The following is a 24,236-nucleotide window of genomic DNA, read 5'->3' as shown; positions in this document are numbered from 1 at the left end:
TGCGGGCCCGGGGCCGACCGCTGTGCGGTGCGGGGGCAAGGGGTGCCGGTGGGCGCGGAAGCGGTGAATTTTTCGTACATGGATCAATGAATCCGGACACAAGGGAACGTGAAACGGCCCGCCGATGGGGATTCTCCCGTGCCGGGGCCCCTGTCGGCGGGCCGTCTGGTGACCAACCTCACCTCATGAATACATTTACGGAGGAGTGAATTCCTCATCCCTGATCTCACTCATGCCGCACGTGCCGTTCCGCTGTGTTTCCGCATTTCCGGCGGGACGCTCCGGATGGCCGGTTCAGTGGCTTGCCGGGAACAGTGTGCGGAGAAATGCAAGATTCACTTCTTCCAGCGAGCCGACGACGACCCGGCCGTCGGCGGGGGCGATCGGCGCGATGGAGGGGACGGCGACGACCCGGCAGCCGGCCGCCTCGGCGGAGGCCACTCCCGTCGCGGTGTCCTCGACGACGGCGCACCGGGCGGGGTCGGCGCCGAGCCGGGCGGCGGCGTGCAGGTAGGGGTCGGGGTGCGGCTTGGTGCGGGCGATCTCGTCGCCCGCGACGGTCAGGGCGAACGCGTCGGGGCCCACCGACTCCAGGACGCGGTCGATGATGCGCCGGTGGGAGGCCGAGACGAGGGCCGTGGGGATGTCGTACGCCCGCAGCTCGGCCAGCAGGGCGGCCGCGCCCGGCATGAGCGCCACGCCGCGCCCGATGCGGGCCTCGAAGCTGTCGTTGAGGGCGACGGTGAGTTCGGGGAGGGTGATGTCGGCGCCGGTGGACTCGATGAGGAAGCCGGCGCTGCGGGTCATGGGGCCGCCGACGACGACGCTCCGCCAGGACTCGTCGAGCTGGTGCCCGAGGCCGGCGAAGACCGCCTTCTCGGCGTCCCACCAGAGGTCCTCGGTGTCGACGAGGGTGCCGTCCATGTCCAGGAAGACCGCCTGGAGTGCGGAGTCTTCGGCCGTGGTGGTCGTCGGCGCGGGGACCGTGCTGGTCATTCGGGCACACCTCCTGGAGGGACGAGAAGGCCGGCCGCCCTCCGAGTGGGAGGGGCGACCGGCCTGCACTGGGCCGACCAGTGTACGTCCGGCCCGGTGAACGTGCGTTTCCCTGTTCGGGTGTCCCGGCTTACCGTGCGTTGAAGTACTTCGCCTCGGGGTGGTGGATGACGATGGCGTCGGTGGACTGCTCGGGGTGGAGCTGGAACTCCTCGGAGAGGTGGACGCCGATGCGCTCGGGCTGCAGGAGCTCGGCGATCTTGGCGCGGTCCTCCAGGTCGGGGCAGGCCCCGTAGCCGAGCGAGAAGCGGGCGCCGCGATACTTCAGGTCGAACATGTCCTGGACGTCCGAGGGGTCCTCGCCGGCGAAGCCGAGCTCGGAGCGGACCCGGGCGTGCCAGTACTCGGCCAGGGCCTCGGCCAGCTGGACGGACAGGCCGTGCAGTTCCAGGTAGTCGCGGTAGGCGTTGGCCTCGAAGAGCTTGGCGGTCTCCTCGCCGATGCGGGAGCCGACGGTGACGACCTGGAGGCCGACGACGTCTACCTCGCCGCTCTCCTCGGGGCGGAAGAAGTCCGCGAGGCACAGGCGGCGGCCGCGGCGCTGGCGGGGGAAGGAGAAGCGGGTGCGCTCGCTGCCGTCCTCGTTGAGCAGGACGAGGTCGTCGCCCTTGGAGACGCAGGGGAAGTACCCGTAGACGACGGCGGCTTCCAGGAGGCCCTCGGTGTGGAGCTTGTCGAGCCAGCCGCGCAGGTGCGGGCGGCCCTCGCTCTCCACGAGCTCCTCGTACGAGGGACCGCCCTTGCGGGCTTCCTTCAGGCCCCACTGGCCCTTGAAGAGGGCGCCCTCGTCGAGCCAGGAGGCGTACTCCTTGAGCGGGATGCCCTTGATGACGCGGGTGCCCCAGAAGGGCGGCTCGGGGATCGCGTTGTCGGTGGCGGTCTCCGAGCGGACCGGGCCCTCGGGCTGCTCCTCCACCTCCGGGAGGGGGGTGTCGCGCTTGGGCACGCGGCGTTGCTTGAGTTCGGGGAGGACGGCGCCGGGGACGCCGCGCTTGACGCCGATGAGGGCGTCCATGAGGCGCAGGCCCTCGAAGGCGTCGCGGGCGTAGCGGACCTCGCCCTCGTAGATCTCGTGGAGGTCCTGCTCGACGTAGGCGCGGGTGAGGGCGGCGCCGCCCAGGATGACCGGGAAGTCGGCGGCCATCTTGCGCTGGTTGAGCTCCTCCAGGTTCTCCTTCATGATCACCGTGGACTTGACCAGCAGGCCGGACATGCCGATGACGTCGGCCTTGTGCTCCTCGGCGGCCTCCAGGATCGCGGAGACGGGCTGCTTGATGCCGAGGTTGACGACGGTGTAGCCGTTGTTGGAGAGGATGATGTCGACGAGGTTCTTGCCGATGTCGTGGACGTCGCCGCGGACGGTGGCGAGCACGATGGTGCCCTTGCCCTCGTCGTCGGACTTCTCCATGTGGGGTTCCAGGTACGCGACCGCGGTCTTCATGACCTCGGCGGACTGGAGGACGAACGGCAGCTGCATCTGGCCGGAGCCGAAGAGTTCGCCGACCACCTTCATGCCTTCGAGCAGGGTGTTGTTGACGATGTCCAGGGCGGGGGTGTCCTGGAGGGCTTCGTCGAGGTCGGCCTCCAGGCCGTTCTTCTCGCCGTCGATGATGCGGCGCTGGAGGCGCTCGTCGAGCGGCAGCGCCATGAGCTCCTCGGCGCGGCCGGCCTTCATGGACTTCATGTTGACGCCCTCGAACAGCTCCATGAGCTTCTGGAGGGGGTCGTAGCCCTCGGCGCGGCGGTCGTAGACGAGGTCGAGGGCGGCCTTGACCTGCTCCTCCTCCAGCCGGGCGATGGGCAGGATCTTGGAGGCGTGCACGATCGCGGAGTCCAGGCCCGCCTTGACGCACTCGTCGAGGAAGACGGAGTTGAGGACGACGCGGGCGGCGGGGTTGAGGCCGAAGGAGATGTTGGACAGGCCCAGCGTGGTCTGCACGTCGGGGTGGCGTGCCTTGAGTTCGCGGATGGCGCCGATGGTGGCGATGCCGTCGCCGCGGGACTCCTCCTGGCCGGTGCAGATGGTGAAGGTGAGGACGTCGATGAGGATGTCCGACTCGCGCACGCCCCAGTTGGTGGTGAGGTCGGTGATGAGGCGCTCGGCGATGGCGACCTTGTGCTCGACGGTGCGGGCCTGGCCCTCTTCGTCGATGGTGAGGGCGATGAGGGCGGCGCCGTGCTCGACGGCCAGCTTGGTGACCTGCTGGAAGCGGGACTCGGGGCCGTCGCCGTCCTCGTAGTTGACGGAGTTGATGACGGCGCGTCCGCCCAGCTTCTCCAGTCCGGCGCGCAGCACGGGCAGTTCGGTGGAGTCCAGGACGATGGGGAGGGTGGAGGCGGTGGCGAAGCGGCCGGCGAGTTCCTTCATGTCGGCGACGCCGTCGCGGCCCACGTAGTCGACGCAGAGGTCGAGCATGTGGGCGCCCTCGCGGATCTGGTCGCGGGCCATCTCCACGCAGTCGTCCCAGCGCCCGTCCAGCATGGCCTCGCGGAACTTCTTCGATCCGTTGGCGTTCGTCCGCTCGCCGATGGCGAGGTACGAGGTGTCCTGGCGGAAGGGCATCGTCTGGTAGAGCGAGGCGGCGCCGGGCTCCGGGCGCGGGTCGCGGACGGCGGGGGTCAGGCCGCGGGCGCGGTCGACGACCTGGCGCAGGTGCTCGGGGGTGGTGCCGCAGCAGCCGCCGATGAGGGAGAGGCCGTAGTCGTTGACGAAGGCTTCCTGGGCGTCGGCGAGGCCCTCGGGGCCGAGCGGGAAGTGGGCGCCGTTCTTGGTGAGTACGGGCAGGCCCGCGTTCGGCATGCACATCAGCGGGGTGCGCGAGTGGCGGGCCAGGTAGCGCAGGTGCTCGCTCATCTCCTCGGGCCCCGTCGAGCAGTTGAGGCCGATGAGGTCGATGCCGAGGGGTTCCAGGGCGGTGAGCGCGGCGCCGATCTCGGAGCCGAGCAGCATGACGCCGGTGGTCTCGAAGGCGAGCGAGCAGATGAGGGGGACCTGGAAGCCGAGGGCGTCCATGGCGCGGCGGGCGCCGACGAGGCTCGACTTGGTCTGGAGGAGGTCCTGGGTGGTCTCGACGATGAGGGCGTCGGCGCCGCCGGCGAGGAGGCCCTCGGCGTTCTGCTGGTAGCCGTCGCGCAGGACGTCGTACGTGGTGTGGCCGAGGGAGGGCAGCTTGGTGCCGGGGCCGATGGAGCCGAGCACCCAGCGCTGGCGGCCGTCGGCGGCGGTGAACTCGTCGGCGACCTCGCGGGCGATGCGGGCGCCGGACTCGGAGAGTTCGACGATGCGGTCGGCGATCTCGTACTCGTTGGCGGCGGAGTGGTTGGCGCCGAAGGTGTTGGTCTCGACGCAGTCGACGCCGACGGCGAAGTACTCCTTGTGCACGTTGCGGACGATGTCCGGGCGCGTCAGGTTGAGGATCTCGTTGCAGCCTTCGAGGTCCTGGAAGTCCTCGAGGGTGGGGTCCTGTGCCTGGAGCATGGTGCCCATCGCTCCGTCGGCGACCACCACCCGCGTGGCGAGTGCCTCGCGGAGGGCTTCTGCGCGGCTGCGGGCGTCAAGCGTCGGGTTCGGCAACGAGGCCATGGTTGAGCTCCCAGGGTTGCGACGGCTGTCGGCTTTGCGCCTGCCCGGCGGCGGGCGCACCGGGTCAGGGTAGCCGGGACGGCCGGGAAAATGCGCGGCTGTCCCGGTCGGCGGACGGGCCCGGGGAGCCGGGGCGCGTCCGGGGGCGGGCCGCGGGTGCGGGTACGAGTGGGTCCGCGGGTGCGTGGGGGGCGCACCGGCTTCCGGGCGGCGGGGTACGACGACTCCTGGCGGCGGGGTCCGTCGGCTCCGGTGGCGGGGGCCGTCCGCTGCTGATGGCGGGACCGGCGTCCCGGTGACAGGGGTCGGTAACGGCCGATACTGTTCGGCATTGACGAACGTCGGCACGTATCAACTGTGGGACCGCCGAATCCCAGTGGAGGTGATCGGGCGATGGCTCGCAATATCCAGTCGCTGGAACGGGCGGCAGCGATGCTGCGCCTTCTGGCGGGCGGTGAGCGACGGCTGGGCCTGACGGAGGTGGCGGCCGCGCTGGGGCTCGCCAAGGGCACCGCGCACGGCATCCTGCGCACCTTGCAGCACGAGGGCTTCGTGGAGCAGGACGCGGCCTCGGGCCGCTACCAGCTCGGGGCGGAGCTGCTGCGGCTCGGCAACAGCTATCTGGACGTGCACGAGCTGCGGGCCCGGGCCCTGGTGTGGACGGACGACCTGGCCCGCTCCAGCGGCGAGAGCGTGTACCTGGGGGTGCTGCACCAGCAGGGCGTGCTGATCGTGCACCACGTCTTCCGGCCCGACGACAGCCGTCAGGTGCTGGAGGTGGGGGCGATGCAGCCGCTGCACAGCACGGCGCTGGGCAAGGTGCTGTCCGCGTACGACCCGGTGGCGCACACCGAGGCCGCGGACAACGACCGGGAGGCGTTCACCGCGCAAACCCTGACCTCGGCGGAGGACTTCGAGGCGGTGCTCGACCTCACGCGGGCGCGCGGCTGGGCCGGTGACGTGGAGGAGACCTGGGAGGGCGTGGCGTCGATCGCGGCGCCCATCCACGACCGGCGGCGGATGCCGGTGGGTGCGGTCGGCATCACGGGCGCGGTCGAACGGGTCTGCCCCGGGGGCGAGTTGAAGCCCGAGCTGGTGGCGGCGGTACGGGACTGCGCGCGTGCGGTGTCGCGGGACCTGGGCGCCGGGCGCTTCTGAGCGGAGGGCGGCCGGGTGGCGCGGAGAGCCGCCGGCGCGCGGCGGGCGGGGCGGGCAGCGGGGGAAGCCGGCCCGCGGCGGGCGGGGCGGCACGGAAGGCACCCGGACGCGCCCCGCCGACAGGCCCCCACCTGCCCCACGGGGCGCCCCCGGCCCGCACCGCCCGCAATCCCCCACCCGCCCCATGAGGCAGCCCCGGCCCGTGCCGCCCGGAGGTCCCCACCTGCCCCACGGGGCAGCCCGGACCCGTGCCGCTCGGAGGCCCCACCCGCCCCACGGGGCGACCCCGACCCGCACCGCCCATAGGCCCCCACCCGCCCCGCCGGGCGGCTCCGGTCCGTACCGCCGGACGGCCCCGATCCTTCCCCCGGAGGGGCCCCGTCTGGGACGGTCCTCACAGAACCCTTGACGGGCCGGTAACGGGGGTGAAAACTGCCGTTCATCGGTCGGCATTGTCGAACACCTAACGGCATAAGAGTTAGGGTGGGGACAAGCCAGGCACCGACGGGGCCCTCATCGAGGACCTTGAAACCTGGACGAAGGACAAAGGAGTCGCGGGTGTCCAGCCTCGACATCTTCACCGGCGAGACCATCGGTACCGCCGTGCTCATCCTGCTGGGCGGCGGCGTCTGTGCGGCCGTCACGCTCAAGCGCTCGAAGGCGTTCAACGCCGGCTGGCTCGCCATCACCTTCGGGTGGGGCTTCGCGGTGCTGACCGCCGCGTACATCTCCGCCGGTCTCTCGGGTGCGCACCTGAACCCGGCCGTCACGGTCGGCCTCGCGGTCAAGGGCGCCACCCCCTGGAGCGACCTGCCCGTCTACTTCGCCGGTCAGCTGCTCGGTGCGATGATCGGCGCCCTGCTGGTCTGGGCGACGTACGCGGGCCAGTTCCGCGCCCACCTCACCGACCCGGAGATCCTCGCGGCGCAGCCCACCGAGGACGGCATGGTCGACCAGAAGACCGCCCCGAAGGCCGGCCCGGTGCTCGGTGTCTTCTCCACCGGTCCCGAGATCCGGCACGCCGCGCAGAACCTCCTGACCGAGGTCATAGCGACGGTCGTGCTGGTCCTGGCGATCCTCACCCAGTCGATGATCCCGGGCGTGTCCCCCGACGACCCCAAGGGTCCGGGCGTGCTGGGCGCGATGATCACCGCGTTCGTGGTCGTCGGCATCGGCCTCTCGCTGGGCGGTCCCACCGGGTACGCCATCAACCCGGTCCGCGACCTGGGGCCGCGCATCGTGCACGCGCTGCTCCCGCTGCCGAACAAGGGCGGCTCCGACTGGGGGTACGCCTGGGTCCCGGTGGTCGGCCCGCTGCTCGGCGGGGCGATCGCGGGCGGTATCCACCAGCTCGCCTTCGTCTGACCCCGCGCCCGACCTGCCGAGCCGTACGACACAAGACTTCGAGGAGCACACCGTGACCGACGCACACACCGCAGGGCCCTTCATCGCCGCGATCGACCAGGGCACCACGTCCAGTCGCTGCATCGTCTTCGACAAGGACGGCCGCATCGTCGCGGTCGACCAGAAGGAGCACGAGCAGATCTTCCCGAAGCCGGGCTGGGTGGAGCACGACGCCGCCGAGATCTGGGAGAACGTCCAGGAGGTCGTCGCCGGGGCCGTCGTCAAGGCGGGCATCTCCGCCGCCGACGTCAAGGCGATCGGCATCACCAACCAGCGCGAGACCACGCTGCTCTGGGACAAGAACACCGGTCAGCCCGTCCACAACGCCATCGTCTGGCAGGACACCCGCACCGACGCCCTGTGCAAGGAGCTCGGCCGCAACGTCGGCCAGGACCGCTTCCGCCGCGAGACCGGCCTGCCGCTGGCGTCCTACTTCGCGGGCCCGAAGATCCGCTGGCTGCTGGACAACGTCGAGGGCCTGCGCGAGAAGGCCGAGGCCGGCGACATCCTCTTCGGCACCATGGACTCCTGGGTCATCTGGAACCTCACCGGCGGCGTGAACGGCGGCGTGCACGTCACCGACGTCACCAACGCCTCGCGCACCCTGCTGATGAACCTGCACAAGATGGCGTGGGACGAGAAGATCCTGCACTCCATGGACATCCCGGCCGCCGTCCTCCCGGAGATCAAGTCCTCCGCCGAGGTGTACGGCCACGCCGCGTCCGGCGTCCTCCAGGGCGTGCCGGTCGCCTCCGCGCTCGGCGACCAGCAGGCGGCCCTGTTCGGCCAGACCTGCTTCTCCGAGGGCGAGGCAAAGTCCACGTACGGCACCGGCACGTTCATGCTGATGAACACCGGCGAGGAGCCCGTCAACTCCTACAACGGGCTGCTGACGACCGTCGGGTACCAGATCGGCGAGCAGAAGCCGGTCTACGCGCTGGAGGGTTCCATCGCGGTCACCGGTTCGCTGGTGCAGTGGATGCGCGACCAGATGGGCATGATCAAGACCGCCGCGGAGATCGAGACGCTGGCCTCCAGCGTGGAGGACAACGGCGGCGCGTACTTCGTGCCCGCGTTCTCCGGTCTGTTCGCCCCGTACTGGCGCTCCGACGCCCGCGGCGTGATCGCGGGTCTGACCCGGTACGTCACCCGGGCGCACATCGCGCGCGCCGTGCTGGAGGCGACCGCCTGGCAGACCCGTGAGATCACCGACGCCATGACCAAGGACTCCGGTGTCGAGCTGACGGCGCTGAAGGTCGACGGCGGCATGACCTCCAACAACCTGCTGATGCAGACCCTGTCGGACTTCCTGGACGCCCCGGTCGTCCGTCCGATGGTCGCCGAAACCACGTGTCTGGGCGCGGCGTACGCGGCCGGTCTCGCGGTCGGCTTCTGGTCCTCCACCGACGAGCTGCGCGCCAACTGGCGCCGGGCCGCCGAGTGGACGCCGCGGATGGACGCGGACACCCGGGACCGCGAGTACAAGAGCTGGCTCAAGGCCGTCGAGCGGACCATGGGCTGGCTCGAAGAAGACGAGAACTGACACGACTGCGCAGGTCGGGCGGGTGCGCGGCGGATCGACAGGGATCCGCCGCGGTCCGCGCAACGAGATCTGAAGCAGTGTCTGCGAAGAGGAGCGAGCGACATGACCACCCTGCACAGCGGCCCGACCCACGGGGCGCGACCGGACGACGGCTCCACCGCGAGCCGTGCCGAGACCCGGGAGCGGCTCTCCAAGGCGACGTACGACCTCCTGGTGATCGGCGGCGGCATCCTGGGCATCTCCACCGCCTGGCACGCCGCGCAGTCCGGGCTGCGGGTGGCGCTGGTGGACGCCGGCGACTTCGCCGGGGCCACCTCCTCCGCCTCCTCCAAGCTCCTGCACGGCGGGCTGCGGTACCTCCAGACCGGTGCGGTGAAGCTGGTCGCGGAGAACCACTTCGAGCGGCGTGCGGTCTCGCGCGACGTGGCCCCGCACCTGTCGAACCCGCTGACCTTCTACCTCCCCGTGTACAAGGGGGGCCCGCACGGCGCGGCCAAGCTGGGTGCGGGCGTCTTCGCGTACTCGGCGCTGTCCGCCTTCGGTGACGGCGTCGGGCACGTGATATCGCCGGCGCGCGCCGCCAAGGACGTGCCGGAGCTGCGCACGGACAACCTGAAGGCCGTCGCGGTCTACGGCGACGACCAGATGAACGACTCCCGGATGGCCCTCATGACGGTGCGCGCCGCCGTCGCGTCGGGAGCCACCGTCCTCAACCACGCCGAGGTCACGGGGCTGCGCTTCACGCACGGCCGGGTGACGGGCGCGGAGCTCAGGGACCGCATGGACGGCACCGAGTTCGGCGTCGACGCCCGGCTGGTGCTGAACGCCACGGGCCCGTGGGTGGACCACCTGCGCAAGCTGGAGGACCCCAACTCCGCGCCCTCGATCCGCCTGTCCAAGGGCGCGCACCTGGTGCTCAAGCGCACCTCGCCGTGGAACGCGGCGCTGGCCACCCCCATCGACAAGTACCGGATCACCTTCGCGCTGCCGTGGGAGGACCAGCTCCTGCTGGGCACCACCGACGAGGAGTACGAGGGCGACCCGGCGGACGTGGCCGTCAACGAGCGCGACGTCACCCAGATCCTGGACGAGGCCGCGTTCTCCATCCGCGACCAGCAGTTGTCGCGGGACCTGATCACGTACTCCTTCGCGGGTCTGCGCGTGCTGCCCGGCGGGCCCGGCGACACCTCGAAGGCCAAGCGCGAGACCGTCGTGACCGAGGGCCGCGGCGGGATGCTGTCGGTGGCCGGCGGCAAGTGGACGACCTTCCGCCACATCGGCCGCACCGTGATGAACAAGCTGGCCTCGCTGCCCGGCCACCCGCTGGGCGAGGACATGGAGCCGATCTCCGAGCTGCCGAAGAAGCTGCCGCTGCCGGGCATCGCGAACCCGAACGCGGTCGCGCACCGGCTGCTGGTGGACGGTGGGACGCCCGGCCCGCGGATGGCCCCGGAGACCGCCCGGCACCTGGCCACGCACTATGGTTCGCTGTCCTTCGACATCGCGCGCCTGGCCGCCGACGACCCCGCGCTGGCCGAGCGGATCCACCCGGACGCCCCGGAGATCTGGGCGCAGGTGGTGTACGCGCGCGACCACGAGTGGGCGGAGACCGCGGACGACGTGCTGCGCCGCCGGACCACCCTGACGATCCGGGGCCTGGCCACGGACGACGTACGGGAGAAGGTCGAGCGGGTGCTGCGCCGGGAGGCGTAGGCACCGCCGCACGGGCGGGCGGCGCGGGCGGGCTCCTTCGGGGGTCCGCCCGCCGTCGTGTTCCGGGCCCGCGGTGATACCGCCTCCGGGGCCGCGTCCGGCGTGCGAGCATAGGTCGGATGTCTGGCGGTGGGCCGGGCCGGAGCAGGAGGTCGGGCCATGGCCGTCACCGACGAGGCCATCGAGCGTATCAAGGGCATGATCGTCTCGGGTGCGCTGCGTCCCGGCGACCGGCTGCCCAAGGAGAGCGTGCTCGCCGCCGAGCTGGGCCTGTCGCGCAACTCCCTGCGCGAGGCGGTCCGGGCGCTGTCCCTGATACGGATCCTGGACGTCCGCCAGGGCGACGGCACGTACGTGACCAGCCTCGATCCGCAGCTCCTGCTGGAGGCGGTGAGCTTCGTCGTGGACTTCCACCGCGACGACACGGTGCTGGAGTTCCTGGCCGTACGCAGAATCCTGGAGCCGGCCGCGACGGCGATGGCGTGCGGGCTGCTCGACGACGCGGCGCTGGACGCCCTGGAGGAGCAGCTCGACGCGCTGGGCGACGCGCCGTCGGTGGAGGAACTGGTCGCCGCCGACCTGGAGTTCCACCGCGCGATCGTACGGGGTGCGGGGAACTCGGTGCTGTGCTCGCTGCTGGACGGGCTGTCCGGGCCGACCACCCGGGCGCGGGTGTGGCGCGGGCTGACCCAGGAGGACGCGATCAGCCGCACCCTGCACGAGCACCGGGCGATCCTGGGGGCGCTGCGGGCCCGGGACGCGGAGGCGGCGCGGTCGTGGGCGACGGTGCACATCGCGAGCGTGGAGCAGTGGCTCAGGTCGACGCTGTAGGGGCCCGGCCCGGGTGCCGCACGGGCCGCGCGGACCTCCGGTGCGGCGCGTGACAGAAGCGGAGTGTCTGCTTCCGGTGAGGAAGATCGGACGTCTCCAATCTGGCCGATTTCGATTGATTCGGTGCCCGGAGGGCACGCTTCCCGCATGCGTAAGGTGGGGGGATTCGGACGGGGGAAACGCCGTATGAAGCGTAGGAAGACGGATGAAGGAGGCGCTGGGTGATCGAGCTCGACGGAGTTCCCGAGCTGGTCGACCCGGTCATGGTGGCCGCGTTCGAAGGCTGGAACGACGCAGGTGACGCCGCCTCGGCAGCGGTCGCCCATCTCGACCGGGAGTGGAAGGGCGAGGTGTTCGCGGCGCTCGACGCCGAGGACTACTACGACTTCCAGGTCAACCGGCCGACCGTCTTTCTGGAGAACGGCGTACGCAAGATCACCTGGCCGACGACCCGGCTCTCCGTGGTGCGCACCGGCGGCGACAAACCGCGCGACCTGGTGCTGGTGCGGGGCATCGAACCGTCCATGCGCTGGCGCTCGTTCTGCAACGAGATCCTGGGCTTCGCGCACGAACTGGGCGTGGAGATGGTGGTGGTCCTGGGCGCACTGCTCGGCGACACCCCGCACACCCGCCCGGTGCCGGTCAGCGGGGTGACCTCCGACCCGGACCTGGCACGGACGATGGACCTGGAGGAGACCCGCTACGAGGGCCCCACGGGCATCGTCGGCATCCTCCAGGAGGCGTGCACGCACGCCGGGGTTCCGGCGGTGAGCCTGTGGGCGGCGGTGCCGCACTACGTGTCGCAGCCGCCGAACCCGAAGGCGACGCTGGCCCTGCTGAACCGCCTGGAGGACCTGATCGGGCTGCGCGTCCCGCTCGGCGAGCTGGCCGAGGACGCGCGGGCCTGGCAACTGGGCGTGGACCAGCTCGCGGCCGAGGACAGCGAGGTGGCGGAGTACGTGCAGTCGCTGGAGGAGGCGCGGGACACCGCGGACCTGCCGGAGGCCTCCGGCGAGGCCATCGCCCGCGAGTTCGAGCGGTATCTGCGCCGGCGCGACCCCGGGGCCGGACCGGGCGGCGCCGCCCACGCGACGGAGGGCGGTGAGACGGCGACCGGCGGTGCGGCGTACCTGCGCGACGCCTCCGGCGGCCGCAGCAGGCCGCCGAAGAAGCCCCGCACGGGCACGGACGAGAGCGGTCCGGACGGCGGGGGCGGTGACGACGGCGGCGCGGACGGTTCCTCGGCGGGGCCGGGGTCCGGGGACTCCGGCGGCGGAGAGTGAAGCCGTAGGGCGGCGGGACGGGTGAGGGGCGGCATCCTGGATGCCGCCCCTCACCCGCGTCCGGACACGGCTTCTCGTCACCGGACGCGCTGGTTCGCGCCCGGACGCGCCTCTTCGTCACCGGACGCGCTTGCTCGCGTCCGGAATCCGCTTGCTCGCGCCCGAAGTCCGCTTCCTCGTGCCCGGGCCCGCTTCCGACACGTGTCCCTGGGAACAGGAGAACGCGACCACCCCCTCACATCTCCCCCGCCGCACGCGGGCTCCGGCCGGAACGCGCCGGTGGCCGGCCGCGCCCCCGGGCCACGAGAACGCGGGCCGGGGCCCACCGGGGCCCCGACCCGCGTACGTAACCGACGGGAACTACAGCGCGACGCCCAGCAGCGCGTCCACCGCACGGGAGACGACGCCCGGAGCGCCCTCCTCCGTGCCGCCGGCGGAGGTCTGGAGGTCGGCCCAGCGGTCCACCGCCGCGAGGGCCGCCGGGGCGTCGAGGTCGTGCGCGAGGGCCTCCCGCATCTCCTCCACCAGCGCGTCCGCCGACGGGCCGTCCGGGCGCGAGACCGCCGCGCGCCAGCGGCCGAGGCGGGCCACCGCGTCGGCGAGTACCTGGTCGGTCCACTCCCAGTCGGAGCGGTAGTGGCGGGAGAGCAGGGCCAGCCGGATGGCGGCCGGATCGACGCCCTCGCGGCGGAGGGTGGAGACGAAGACCAGGTTGCCGCGCGACTTGGACATCTTCTCGCCGTCCAGGCCGACCATGCCCGCGTGGACGTACGCCTTGGCGAAGGGGTGCTCGCCCGTCAGGGCCTGCGCGTGCGAGGCGCCCATCTCGTGGTGCGGGAAGGCGAGGTCGGAGCCGCCGCCCTGCACGTCGAAGCCCATGCCCAGGTGTTCCAGGGCGATGGCGACGCACTCGATGTGCCAGCCGGGGCGGCCGCGGCCGAGCGAGGCCCCGTCCCAGCTCGGCTCGCCGTCGCGGGCGGCCATCCACAGCATCGGGTCCAGCGGGTTCTTCTTGCCCGGCCGGTCCGGGTCGCCGCCGCGTTCGGCGGACAGCAGCCGCATGGCCTCGGCGTCGAGCCCGGAGACCTCGCCGAAGTGCGGGTCGGCGGCGACGGAGAAGTAGACGTCGCCCTCGAGTTCGTAGGCGGCGCCCGCGTCCCGGAGGCGTTCCACGAGCGGCACGATGCCCGGGATCGCCTCGACCGCGCCCACGTACTGCTGCGGCGGCAGCATGCGCAGGGCCGTCATGTCCTCGCGGAAGAGGGCGGTCTCGCGCTCGGCGAGACCGGTCCAGTCGACGCCGTCGCGGATCGCGCGCTCCAGCAGGGGGTCGTCGACGTCCGTCACGTTCTGGACGTAGTGGACCTGCCTCTTGGTGTCGAGCCACACGCGCTGTACGAGGTCGAACGCGTTGTAGGTCGCCGCGTGCCCGAGGTGGGTCGCGTCGTACGGCGTGATGCCGCACACGTAGATACGGGCGACGGGACCGGGGTCGAGGGTGATCAACCCGTTGGTCGCGGTGTCGTGGATCTGGAGGTCGCGGCCCTTGCCGGGCAGGGCGGGGACCTCAGAAGCGGGCCAGGCATGCATGTCACGAGCGTAACCGGACGCATGTTCCGGTTACGAGCCGGATCGGGATCTTGACCGATTACGCCGTCTTGTGCCCTCCCGCGCCCGTGCGGCAGGCGCTCACACCGGCGGCCACGGGATCGCGGGCCACTGGCCGCTCGGGGCGGGGTGCACGCCGGACGTGCGCAGGGCGGCGACCCGTTCCCGCAGTGCGGCCAGTTCCGCCGGTGTGATCAGTTCGGCCATCCGGGTGGCCAGCGGGGTGCCGTCGGCGAGCCGCGCGGACAGTTCCTCCAGCACGTCCAGGGCTTCCGGCGTCAGGGGTTCGCCCGCCCAGCCCCACAGGAGCGTGCGCAGCTTGTCCTCGACGTGGAAGGAGACGCCGTGGTCGATGCCGTAGAGGCGGCCGTCGCCCGAGGGCAGCAGGTGGCCGCCCTTGCGGTCACCGTTGTTGATCACCGCGTCCAGGACCGCGAGGCGGCGCAGGCGGGCGTCGTCGGCGTGCACGAGCAGGGCCGTGCGGCCCTCCTCGACCTCGGCGAGGACCACCGGTTTCCAGCCGTCCGCCGCCTCCTCGTCCTCGACGAGGGCCAGCAGCGCGCCGCCCGCCTCCGGGTCGCCCTCGATCCACAGCTGGCACATGCCCTCGCCGTACGGGCCGTCGCGCAGCACGGTCGGCGGGATCAGGCCCCACCCGGTCGCCTCGGAGATCTCGTACGCGGCGACCTCCCGGCGGGCCAGGTTGCCGTCGGGGAAGTCCCACAGGGGCTGCTCGCCGGCGACCGGCTTGTAGACGCAGGTGGCCGTCTCGCCCTCGGAGGCGATCTCGCAGTACAGGACCGCGTTGGAGGCCTCGCGGACCTGGCCGAGCACCTTGAGGTCGCCCTTGGCCAGCAGCGTCGCGGGGTCCGTCACAGGGCCCGCCGGTATCCGTTCTGGCGCGGGCATACGTGTCCCTCCGGGTCGAGCGGCAGGCTGCACAGCGGGCACGGCGGGCGGCCCGCGTTCACGACGTCCAGGGCGCGCTTGGCGAAGGCGCGGGCCTGGGCTCCGCTGAGGCGCACGCGCAGCATGGGCGGCCCGTTCTCCTCGTCCTGGAGCATGCGCTCCTCGGCCTCGGCGAGGTCCTCGTCGGTGTCGACGTCGAGCTCCACGAGGGCCTGCGCCTCGACGATCATGCGCTGGTCGTCGCCGTCCCAGGCGAGCGCCATGGTGCCGACCCGGAACTCCTCCTCGACGGGGGCGTCCAGGGGGGCGGTGTCGTGCACGTCGGCGGGGGCGACGGCGGGGACGGGGGCGTTGCCGCCGGTGCGGCGCACGACCTCGTCCAGGAGCTCGTCGATGCGTTCGGCCAGCGCCTCGACCTGGGCCTTCTCCAGGGAGACGCTGGTGACACGGCCGGCCGCCGAGGCCTGGAGGAAGAAGGTACGGCGGCCAGGCAGCCCGACCGTACCGGCCACGAAACGCTCCGGCGGGTCGTAGAGGAACACCTGACGGGACACGTCCTGATCTCCATCGGTTCGAGGGGCTGGGGGTGCAGCGGCGTAAATGGTTTACGGCGCGACCACCCTACTGCGCGCGGAGATCACGGTGCTCCCGCTCCGCCCCCCACGGCTGCGTCGTCTCCGCTGCGGGCGCCCGCGTCGCCCGGGGCCGGTGCGAGTCCTGAGAGGTCGCCGGTGTCGCCCAGGCGTACGAGGAAGGGCCGCAGCCTCGTGTAACGGATCACCGTCAGGGAACACGGATCGACGTGAATGCGCTGGAAGAGGTCGAGATGCAGGCCGAGCGCGTCCGCGACGAGGGACTTGATGATGTCGCCGTGCGAGCACATCACGTACAGGGCGTCGGGGCCGTGCTCGGCCTCGATGCGCGCGTTCCAGTCGCGTACGGCGTCCACGGCGCGGGCCTGCATGGCGCGCATCGACTCGCCGCCGGGGAACGCGGCGGCCGACGCGTGCCGCTGCACCACGTCCATGAGGGGGTGGTCGGTGAGTTCGCCGAGCTTGCGCCCCGACCAGTCGCCGTAGTCGCACTCGTTGATGCGCTCCTCGGTGTGCAGGGGCAGCTCGGGGCGGGCGGCGAGGAGCGGGCGCAGGGTCTCGTCGCAGCGTTGCAGCGGGCTGGTGACGGCCGCCGCGAGCGGCAGGGCGGCGAGCCGTCCGGGCAGCGCCGCGGCCTGTTCGGCGCCGCGTTCGTCGAGCGCGACCCCGGGGGTGCGCCCGGCGAGGAGCCCGGCAGTGTTGGCGGTGGAACGTCCGTGCCGTACGAGGATCAGCGTGGCCATGCCCCTCAGCCTAGGCCGACGACCGCTTCCGGGTGCGTGGGACCCCGTATGCAAGGAGAATGCACGCCGTGATCGTCGATTGCGCCATTTACCGCGAGGGCCGCAGGACCGAGGGCCCCACCGACTTCTCCGAGGCGCTCGAGGAGGCGCGCTCCTCCCAGGACCGGTTCCTGTGGATCGGGCTGCACGAGCCGACGGAGAAGGAGTTCGACATGGTCACCTCCGAGTTCGGGCTGCATCCGCTGGCCGTGGAGGACTCCCTGTCGGCGCATCAGCGGCCGAAGCTGGAGGTGTACGAGGACTCCCTGTTCGCCGTGCTCAAGCCGGTGCTCTACGAGCCGGAGAGCGACGCGGTGAGCACGGACGAGCTGATGGTCTTCGTCGGTGACTCCTTCGTGGTGACCGTGCGGCACGGGGCGAGCACCCCGCTGAAGGACGTGCGCAAGCGCCTGGAGGCCAATCCGGAGCTGCTGGCGCACGGTCCGACGTCGGTGCTGTACGCGATCAGCGACGTGGTCGTGGACCACTACCTGCTGGTCGCGGCGGAGCTCCAGACGGACCTGGAGGAGCTGGAGGCGGAGGTCTTCCAGCCGCAGAGCGGCCAGGCGAAGGGCACGGCGGGGCGCATCTACACCTTCAAGCGGCAGGTGCTGGAGTTCCGGCGGGCGACGGGGCCGCTGGCACAGCCGATGCTGCGGCTCACCAGCCCCGGGCTGCCGTTCGTGCACGAGCACGCGCAGCCCTTCTTCCGCGATGTCAGCGACCACCTGACCCGGGTGAACGAGCAGGTGGAGGGTTTGGACCGGTTGCTGTCGGACATCCTGTCGGCGCATCTGGCGCAGATGGGGGTGCGGCAGAACGACGACATGCGCAAGATCTCGGCGTGGGCGGCAATGGCGGCCGTGCCGACGATGGTGGCGGGTGTCTACGGCATGAACTTCGAGCACATGCCGGAGCTGAAGTGGGCGTGGGGCTACTACGCGGTGCTGATCGTGATGGTGGTCGCCGAGCTGGGTCTGTACCGGCTGTTCAAGCGGCGCGGCTGGCTGTGAGGGCCGTGGGGGCGGCGGGAGCGGCGGGCGCTCCCCCGCGTCGTCCGCGTGCGGGGGCGGGCGATCCCGCCGAATCCCCCCGCGGGGCGTAACCGAGCGGACGTCGGCGCGTTGTGCTCCGTGACGGCCGTGGCGGGGAAGACCCCCGAGCCCCCACCACGGCCGCGGACTTCTCAACTCCCTTGTGCACCAGGCCCGTTCAGTTCCTCACGGACTAGGCCAGTCCGGCGCGCTCCAGCGCCTCGGTGCCCGCCCGCAGTGCGGTGATCCGCTCCTCCAGCGTGAACCCGGCGGGCGCCAGCGTCAGCGTGGTGACTCCGGCGGCGGCGTACGCCTGCATCCGCTCGGCGATCCGCTCGACCGGGCCGAGCAGGGTGGTCTGGTCGATGAGCCGGTGCGGCACGGCGGCGGCCGCGCCGTCCTTGTCGCCGCCCAGGTACTTGTCCTGGATCTCGGCGGCCTCCTTCTCGTATCCCATGCGCCGGGCGAGGCTGTTGTAGAAGTTCTGCCTGCGGCTGCCCATGCCGCCGACGTAGAGCGCGGTGTACGGGCGGAACATGTCGGCCAGCGCGTCCACGTCGTCGCCGACGGCGAGCGGCAGGGTGGGGCAGACGTCGAAGCCGTCCATCGTCTTCCCGGCCTTCTCGCGGCCCGCGCGCAGCGGGGCGATCGCGGTCTCCTCGAGGTGCTCGGCGGAGGGGAAGATCAGCAGGGCGCCGTCGGCGATCTCGCCGGTCTGCTCCAGGTTCTTGGGGCCGATGGCGGCGATGTAGAGCGGGATGGTCTCGCGCTCGGGGTGCACGGTCAGCTTGATGGGCTTGCCGGGACCGTCGGGCAGCGGCAGGGTCCAGTGCTGTCCCTCGTACGTCAGGCGCTCGCGGGACATGGCCCGGCGGACGATCTCCACGTACTCGCGGGTGCGGGCGAGCGGCTTGTCAAACTTCACGCCGTACCAGCCCTCGGAGACCTGCGGCCCCGACACGCCGAGACCGAGCCGGAAGCGGCCGCCGGAGAGCGAGTCGAGGGTGGCGGCGGTCATCGCGGTCATGGCGGGCTGGCGGGCCGGGATCTGCATGATCGCGGAGCCGATGTCGATGCGCTCGGTCCGGGCGGCGACCCAGGAGAGCACGGTGGGGGCGTCCGAGCCGTAGGCCTCGGCGGCCCAGCAGACCGCGTAGCCGAGGCGGTCGGCCTCCTTGGCGACGGCGAGGTTGTCGCCGTCCATGCCCGCTCCCCAGTAGCCGAGGTTGATCCCGAGCTGCATGCGTCGCTCCCTTACTCACCGGTAACGTTGTGGTGGGGCGGACTCTAGCGCGCCGGCGGGCGATACGTCAGTGCGGGTCGTCCGCCGGGCCTCGCGGCGTATCGTTCGGCGGGTTGTCCCCGGGGTCCCGCGCCACGCCGTCGGCGGGTTGTCCACAGGCCTCCTTCGAGCGGGCGGGGGGACCAGTAATCTCGCGGCCATGGAGCAGAGGCACCTCGGCCGCACGGGCCTGCGCGTATCGAGAATCGGGCTGGGCACCCTCACCTGGGGCCGGGACACCGACGAGCACGACGCCGCCGGTCTGTTGAAGGCCTTCTGGGACGCGGGCGGCACGCTCGTCGACACCGCCGACGTGTACGGGGACGGCGACGCCGAGTACGTGGTCGGGCGGCTCCTGGAACGTCTGGTTCCGCGCCGGGACCTGGTGATCGCGACCAAGGCGGGCAGCGTGCTCGACCCGGACCGCCGTTTCGACTGCTCGCGCGGGCACCTGCTGGCCGCCCTGGACGCCTCGCTGGAGCGGCTGGGAACCGACCACGTGGACATCTGGCAGGTCCACGCCTTCGATCCCGGCACCCCGCTCGACGAGACGCTCCAGGCCTTGGACCTCGCTGTTTCCAGCGGCCGCGCGCGCTACGCGGGGGTGTCCAACTTCTGCGGCTGGCAGTTGGCGAAGGCGGGCACCTGGCAGTTGGCGGCTCCCGGGACACGGACCCGGCTGGCCAGCACGCAGATGGAGTACTCCCTGCTCCAGCGGGGCGTGGAGCGCGAGGTGCTGCCCGCCGCGATGGACCTCGGGATCGGACTGCTGCCCTCCTCGCCGCTCGGCCGGGGCGTGCTGACCGGCAAGTACCGGCACGGGCTGCCGCCCGGCTCGCGCGGGGCCTGCGACCACCTCTCGGGGTTCGTCGCCCCCTACCTCGACGACGCGGCGGACCGGATCGTCGACGCCGTCGCCATCGCCGCCGACGGGCTGGCCACGACCTCGCTCCAGGTGGCGCTGGCCTGGGTCAGGGACCGGCCCGGGGTGGTCGCGCCGATCATCGGGCCGCGCAACGCGCAGCAGCTCGCGGCGGCGTTGTCAGTGGAGGCGCTTAGTCTTCCTGACGAGATCTGCCGAGCGCTGGACGACGTGTCCGCGCCCGTGCACCGCTATCCCGACCAGGACTGGAGCACGCTGTGACCGCGCACCCCCGGGGGGAGACCCCCGTCCCCCCGGCCGACCCCGCCGCCGACCCGGCGGCCGGGACACCGGACGACGACACAGCCGCCACGACACCGGCCGCACGGGCCGAGGAGCACGAGGACACCGGGCCGGTGGAGCAGACGGACACGGCGGACGACCACCCCGAGACGGAGGACGCCGCGGACGACGCGTCGGCCGACGCACGGGCAGAAGCCGCGAGCGACGCGCAGGCCGACACCACGAATGACGCGCGGGCAGACACCGCGAACGACGCGCAGGCCGATGCCGGGGACGCCCCGGCCGCGCCGCAGCTCTCCGAGGCCGAGGCCGAACTGGCCGCGCAGCGCGAGCTCCGGGCGAAGATCGAGCAGCGCAAGGCGGAGAAGGCCGCCATCTCCGCCGGGGCCAAGCTCAGCGGCACGGCGGCCGATCTGATGGCTGCCGTCAAGGCGGTGGAGAGCGGCGCCAGGCCGGCCACCGCGTTCGTGCCGGAGCCCGCGCCCGCGCCGCCGCGTGCCGTTTCCGCTCCGGTCGCCGCCCCCGCCCCGGCCGCCCCCTCGGCCGTGCCGTCGCAGGCCGCCGCCGCGCCGGAGACGGTCGCGGACGTGACGGAGGTCCTGACCGCGGGCGGTGCCCCCGAGGCGCTCGCGGGCGAGGTCGCCCGGGTGCTCGGCGAACAGGCCGCGCAGGTGCTGCGCGCCGATCCCTGGCAGTTGCTGTCGGTGCCCGGGACGGCGCCCGAGCAGGCCGACGGGTTCGCCCGGGCGCTGCTCGGCGCGGAGTGCGGTCCCGCCGACGGGCGCCGGGCCGCCGCGCTGGTGGGCTGGCTGCTGGAGCGGGCCGCGCTCAAGGGCCACACGGCGGTCACGGCGGAGCAGGTGTGCAAGGCCCTCGCCGGGTTCTCGGTGCCGGACCCCGAGGAGGCGGTGGCGCACGCGCTCGCCGAGGGCGTCGCGCTCGCCCTCCAGGACGGGACCGCGGAGGAACCGGAGGCGGAGCACGACGAGGACTCCCCCGAACCGGCGGAGGAGCCGGCGGAGCCCGCCCCGGCCCTGCTCGGCCTCGACCGGTACGCGATGGCCGAGGAGAGCCTCGCCGACGGCCTGGCCCGTCTGGTGAACTCCCCCGTGGAGGACGCCGGGGAGTGGGAGCAGGTGCCGGGCTCCGCCGGTGACCTGGTGCGCGCGGTGGCCGGCCACGGCCTGGTCGCCCACACCGGCGGCGAGGCGTCCCGCGCCGAGGCCGCCGCCCTGCTGAGCGCCGCCCACCGGCTGGGTCTGCGGGCCTACGCCGCCACGCACAGCCGCGACGGCCGCGACCGGGTGGCCGCCGCGCTGCACGCCCGCGAGGCGGACGGGGGCGCGGACACCGCCTGGGCGGTCACCCTCGCCGGTCTGCTGTCCGGCGCGGAGGGGCCGGGCCGGGACGCCGACGGGGCGCTCGACCTGGACCTGCTGGTGGTGTTCGACGCGCCCCAGCTCGACGTGGAGACCGGCGCGGTGCTCGTCGAGGCACTGCCCGACGGGGCCCGTCTGGTCCTCAGCGGCGACCCGAACGTGCTGCCGTCGGCCGGTGCCGGGCAGGTCTTCGCGGACGTACTGAGCGCCCGCGCCTGCCCGCAGGTGGCCTCCCGCACGCCCGACCCGGGCCCGATCGGCGAGCTGGTCTCCGGCATCGGCATCGGTGAGCTGAACCAGGTGGCGGCCCCCGGCAAGGAGGTCGTGATCGTGCCGGTGCGCGACGCGGGCGAGGCCGTGCACCGCACGGTGCAGCTGGTCGCGGACTCGGTGCCGCGCGCCTTCGGGATCGAGGCCGGGCACACCCAGGTCATCACCCCGGGCCACGGCGGCTCGGCCGGGACGCGGGCGCTGAACGCGGCGCTCAAGCAGCGTCTCAACCCCGGCCCCGGCCGCTTCGGCGGCTTCGACGCGGGCGACCGGATCGCGTACGTCCCCCTCCCGGGCCGCACGGTGCCGGGCGTCGTGCAGGGCGCGGACGCGGACGGGCTGCACCTGGACTGCGCCGGGGAGCCCGTGGTCGTGCCGAAGGAGCGGGTGGAGGCGTCCGTACGGCACGCGTGGGCGCTGACCGCGCACCAGGCGGCCGGGATGCGCTGGCCTGCGGTGGTCGTGGTGCTGCCGGGCGACGCGGCGCAGGCGCTGACCAGGCCGTGGGTGTACACGGCGTTCGGGCGCGGCGAGCGGCATCTGTCGGTGGTGCACGGGGTGGACGCGGCGCTGCCGCGCGCCGTCGCGGAGGCGGTGCCGCAGCCGCGCACGACCCGCCTGGCGGAGCTGCTGCGCCCGGCTCCGGCCGAGGAGACGGCGTAACGGGGACGGCGTCACGGGCATGGCCGAGGGGGCGGACCGGTGCGGTCCGCCCCCTCGGCCGTGCCGCAACGGGCTCAGACCTCTTCGAAGTCGTCCATCTCGTCGTCGTCGAAGACCGAGCTGACGTCGAAGCGGCACACGACGTCGCGCTGGTCGGCGCTGTCGAAGGGGGCGTTCAGCCACTCCCCCGGTTCGGGCAGTTCCTCCACGGCGGCCACCCACAGGGTGGAGTCGCCCTCCTCCAGGCCGAACTCCTTGTGCCGGGAGGCGATCTCGTCGGGTTCGTACTCGCCGAAGAGGACCCCGAGCGCGGCCTGCGCGCTGCTCCCGACGACTCCGGCGGAGGCGGGCAGCCCGTTGGCGGTGACGTCGGGGTCGAGGTCGGCGAGCCGCTGGGCCTGGGCGAGCAGGCGCTGCGGCTGGGCGACGGAGTAGTCGCGGCGGATCAGCACGCTGAACGCGTCGACCGGGCCCTTGTGCGTGGGCACGGCGTCCTCGGGGCTGGGGATCTCGAAGGGGGTGACCTCGTCGTAGCGCTCGTAGAGCAGCTCGTCGTAGTCCTCCGCGGCTGCGGCCAGTTCGTTGAAGGCGTCGTAGACGGCGGGATCGTCGTCTCCGGAACGGCGCTCGACCGCCTCAAGGTGGCGGTCCAGCGCGGTTTTCACCGCCTCGGCGGCGGCGCGTACCTCGGCAGCGGTGGGCTGAGCGGCATCAGACATAGTGCAGACGCTATCCGTAGACGACCTCTGCCCGCACAATAGATGCGATGCCGGAATACGAATTTGTCGACGTGTACGTTCCGCGCGGGGTGTCCCGCACGGAAGCGACCCGTCTGCTGACCGACCATGCCGAGTACGGACACTGGGAGCTGGACCGTCTGAGCCTGCACCGCGATGGCAGTCGTCGGGTGCGGCTGCGCAGGCGGATCATCCGTCAACTGCGCGCCACGTGGTGAGCGTCACCGCGTGAGTCACCGGGTGCCCGGCGCGTACGCCGGGCAGCGGGAAACCCCGTCCCGGGCGTCTTCGGCGTGCACGCGCTTCCCGCGCGTTCGCCGGCGGAACGGGCCCCTGGACCTCGGGTCCCGTTCCGGCGTCGTACAGCCGCGGGGTCACGCCCGGGAGCGTGCCCTGCGGTAGAGCATCGTGCCCGCGACGAGCAGGCCCGCACCCGCCGGGATCACCGTGCCGAGCGCGTCGGAGGCACCGGTCTGCGCCAGCGCCTCGGAGGCCACCGGCTGCGCGACGTGCTGGGGCACGGGCGTGTTCGGGACGGTCCGGACGGGCGGCGGGGTGTGCGGCCGGCCCGGGGTGTGCGGCTGGCCGGGGGTGACCGGAGTGGGCGGCACGACCGGGGTGGGGGGCGTGACCGGCGGCTTCTCCGGGGTGACGGGCGTGGACTCGTTGGCGCAGTCGTTCCCGAACACCGGGTTCAGGAGCCCGATGACGCTGACGCCGTTGCCGCACGCGTTGACCGGGACGTGCACCGGCACCTTGACGTTGTTCCCGGAGCCGACGCCGGGGGAATTGCTCGTGTCGCCGTCGGCGGTCGCACCGCCGCCGGTCCGCGTGCCGGGCTTGCCGGGCGTGCCGGGCTTGCCGGACCTGTCGGGGCCGGAACGGCCGGGCTTGCCGGGCGCGGCCGGACGGGACGCGTTGGCGCAGGCGTTGCCGAACGCGGGGTTGAGGACACCCACCACGCTGACGGCGTTGCCGCACGCGTTGACCGGGACGTGCACCGGGACCTGCACCGAGTTTCCGGACAGCACGCCCGGGGAGTTCGACGCGTTCCCTTCCGCACCCGAGTCGGCGTGCGCGGAACCGCCGCTCAGAGCGAGCACGCCACCGGCGGCCGCCATGGTGATCAGACCTTTTTTGGTGACCTGACGCATTGGATCATTTCCTTGCCTCTGCCTACCGAAGAGCCCGCGGGCGTGCTTGCCCGCGGGCCGAAAGCCCAAGCGGCCCCGGAGTGCATGGC

General features: G+C 72.5%; 19 protein-coding genes. 10 read left to right on the top strand and 9 right to left on the bottom strand.

Features of this window, described 5'->3' with window-relative positions:
• Nucleotides 1-294: 294 nt before the first annotated feature.
• Nucleotides 295-996 carry an HAD family hydrolase gene (locus tag ACZ56L_RS24960; RefSeq protein WP_345224632.1) on the bottom strand — a complete coding sequence of 234 codons (702 nt, stop codon included), beginning with the start codon at nucleotides 994-996 and terminating at the stop codon, nucleotides 295-297.
• A gap of 130 nt (nucleotides 997-1,126) precedes the next feature.
• Nucleotides 1,127-4,639, bottom strand: a complete 3,513-nt coding sequence (gene metH, locus ACZ56L_RS24955; protein WP_471066458.1) for a methionine synthase — start codon at nucleotides 4,637-4,639, stop codon at nucleotides 1,127-1,129.
• A 393-nt stretch (nucleotides 4,640-5,032) separates the two neighbouring features.
• Here metH and ACZ56L_RS24950 point away from each other — a divergent pair, with 393 nt between their 5' ends.
• The 6 genes from ACZ56L_RS24950 (at nucleotide 5,033) to ACZ56L_RS24925 (ending at nucleotide 12,571) form a co-directional block, all read left to right on the top strand.
• Nucleotides 5,033-5,797, top strand: coding sequence for an IclR family transcriptional regulator (locus ACZ56L_RS24950; protein WP_471066456.1), 765 nt, complete (start codon nucleotides 5,033-5,035; stop codon nucleotides 5,795-5,797).
• Nucleotides 5,798-6,355: 558 nt separating this feature from the next.
• Entirely contained in the window at nucleotides 6,356-7,162 is an 807-nt protein-coding gene (locus ACZ56L_RS24945; protein ID WP_345224624.1) for an MIP/aquaporin family protein, read from the top strand.
• Nucleotides 7,163-7,214: 52 nt separating this feature from the next.
• Nucleotides 7,215-8,744, top strand: a complete 1,530-nt coding sequence (gene glpK, locus ACZ56L_RS24940; RefSeq protein ID WP_345224622.1) for a glycerol kinase GlpK — start codon at nucleotides 7,215-7,217, stop codon at nucleotides 8,742-8,744.
• A gap of 102 nt (nucleotides 8,745-8,846) precedes the next feature.
• Entirely contained in the window at nucleotides 8,847-10,457 is a 1,611-nt protein-coding gene (locus tag ACZ56L_RS24935) for a glycerol-3-phosphate dehydrogenase/oxidase (RefSeq protein WP_345224619.1), read from the top strand.
• Between the two features lie 159 nt (nucleotides 10,458-10,616).
• A complete protein-coding gene (locus ACZ56L_RS24930) occupies nucleotides 10,617-11,288 on the top strand; it encodes a FadR/GntR family transcriptional regulator (RefSeq protein ID WP_345224617.1) in 672 nt (223 codons plus the stop codon).
• A gap of 221 nt (nucleotides 11,289-11,509) precedes the next feature.
• Nucleotides 11,510-12,571, top strand: coding sequence for a PAC2 family protein (locus ACZ56L_RS24925; protein WP_471066453.1), 1,062 nt, complete (start codon nucleotides 11,510-11,512; stop codon nucleotides 12,569-12,571).
• 360 nt (nucleotides 12,572-12,931) lie between these two features.
• On the opposite strand, the gene mshC is transcribed toward ACZ56L_RS24925, so the two are convergent.
• The 4 genes from mshC to ACZ56L_RS24905 form a co-directional block, all read right to left on the bottom strand.
• Entirely contained in the window at nucleotides 12,932-14,161 is a 1,230-nt protein-coding gene (gene mshC, locus ACZ56L_RS24920; protein ID WP_345224613.1) for a cysteine--1-D-myo-inosityl 2-amino-2-deoxy-alpha-D-glucopyranoside ligase, read from the bottom strand.
• 99 nt (nucleotides 14,162-14,260) lie between these two features.
• On the bottom strand, nucleotides 14,261-15,088 hold the full coding sequence (locus tag ACZ56L_RS24915) for an SCO1664 family protein (protein WP_471066450.1): 828 nt from the start codon (nucleotides 15,086-15,088) through the stop codon (nucleotides 14,261-14,263).
• Complete coding sequence (locus tag ACZ56L_RS24910; protein WP_401760878.1) at nucleotides 15,052-15,642, bottom strand: DUF3090 domain-containing protein; 591 nt, start codon at nucleotides 15,640-15,642, stop codon at nucleotides 15,052-15,054. Before ACZ56L_RS24910 ends, ACZ56L_RS24915 begins: the two co-directional genes overlap by 37 nt.
• Nucleotides 15,643-15,725: 83 nt before the next feature.
• Entirely contained in the window at nucleotides 15,726-16,424 is a 699-nt protein-coding gene (locus tag ACZ56L_RS24905) for a histidine phosphatase family protein (RefSeq protein WP_345224606.1), read from the bottom strand.
• Nucleotides 16,425-16,483: 59 nt separating this feature from the next.
• On the opposite strand from ACZ56L_RS24905, the gene corA reads away from it, so the two are divergent.
• On the top strand, nucleotides 16,484-17,476 hold the full coding sequence (gene corA, locus ACZ56L_RS24900) for a magnesium/cobalt transporter CorA (RefSeq protein WP_401760880.1): 993 nt from the start codon (nucleotides 16,484-16,486) through the stop codon (nucleotides 17,474-17,476).
• 214 nt (nucleotides 17,477-17,690) lie between these two features.
• On the opposite strand, the gene ACZ56L_RS24895 is transcribed toward corA, so the two are convergent.
• Nucleotides 17,691-18,740, bottom strand: a complete 1,050-nt coding sequence (locus ACZ56L_RS24895; RefSeq protein WP_471066448.1) for an LLM class F420-dependent oxidoreductase — start codon at nucleotides 18,738-18,740, stop codon at nucleotides 17,691-17,693.
• A gap of 199 nt (nucleotides 18,741-18,939) precedes the next feature.
• Here ACZ56L_RS24895 and ACZ56L_RS24890 point away from each other — a divergent pair, with 199 nt between their 5' ends.
• Both ACZ56L_RS24890 and ACZ56L_RS24885 read left to right on the top strand, forming a co-directional pair.
• A complete protein-coding gene (locus ACZ56L_RS24890; RefSeq protein ID WP_345224599.1) occupies nucleotides 18,940-19,923 on the top strand; it encodes an aldo/keto reductase in 984 nt (327 codons plus the stop codon).
• The gene (locus ACZ56L_RS24885; RefSeq protein WP_471066446.1) at nucleotides 19,920-22,256 is read left to right on the top strand and encodes a helix-hairpin-helix domain-containing protein; all 2,337 of its coding nucleotides are present in this window, start codon (nucleotides 19,920-19,922) and stop codon (nucleotides 22,254-22,256) included. Before ACZ56L_RS24890 ends, ACZ56L_RS24885 begins: the two co-directional genes overlap by 4 nt.
• 74 nt (nucleotides 22,257-22,330) lie before the next feature.
• Here ACZ56L_RS24885 and ACZ56L_RS24880 read toward each other — a convergent pair whose 3' ends face one another.
• Nucleotides 22,331-22,975 carry a hypothetical protein gene (locus ACZ56L_RS24880; RefSeq protein ID WP_345224595.1) on the bottom strand — a complete coding sequence of 215 codons (645 nt, stop codon included), beginning with the start codon at nucleotides 22,973-22,975 and terminating at the stop codon, nucleotides 22,331-22,333.
• 47 nt (nucleotides 22,976-23,022) lie between these two features.
• On the opposite strand from ACZ56L_RS24880, the gene ACZ56L_RS24875 reads away from it, so the two are divergent.
• The gene (locus ACZ56L_RS24875) at nucleotides 23,023-23,211 is read left to right on the top strand and encodes a DUF5703 family protein (RefSeq protein ID WP_345224593.1); all 189 of its coding nucleotides are present in this window, start codon (nucleotides 23,023-23,025) and stop codon (nucleotides 23,209-23,211) included.
• A 156-nt stretch (nucleotides 23,212-23,367) separates the two neighbouring features.
• Here ACZ56L_RS24875 and ACZ56L_RS24870 read toward each other — a convergent pair whose 3' ends face one another.
• The gene (locus ACZ56L_RS24870; protein ID WP_468689464.1) at nucleotides 23,368-24,147 is read right to left on the bottom strand and encodes a chaplin; all 780 of its coding nucleotides are present in this window, start codon (nucleotides 24,145-24,147) and stop codon (nucleotides 23,368-23,370) included.
• Nucleotides 24,148-24,236: the final 89 nt, after the last annotated feature.

Source organism: Streptomyces sp. NPDC039736 (assembly GCF_055596485.1).
Note: the sequence above shows the minus strand (reverse complement) of the source record. Positions and strands in the feature narration are given on the sequence as shown.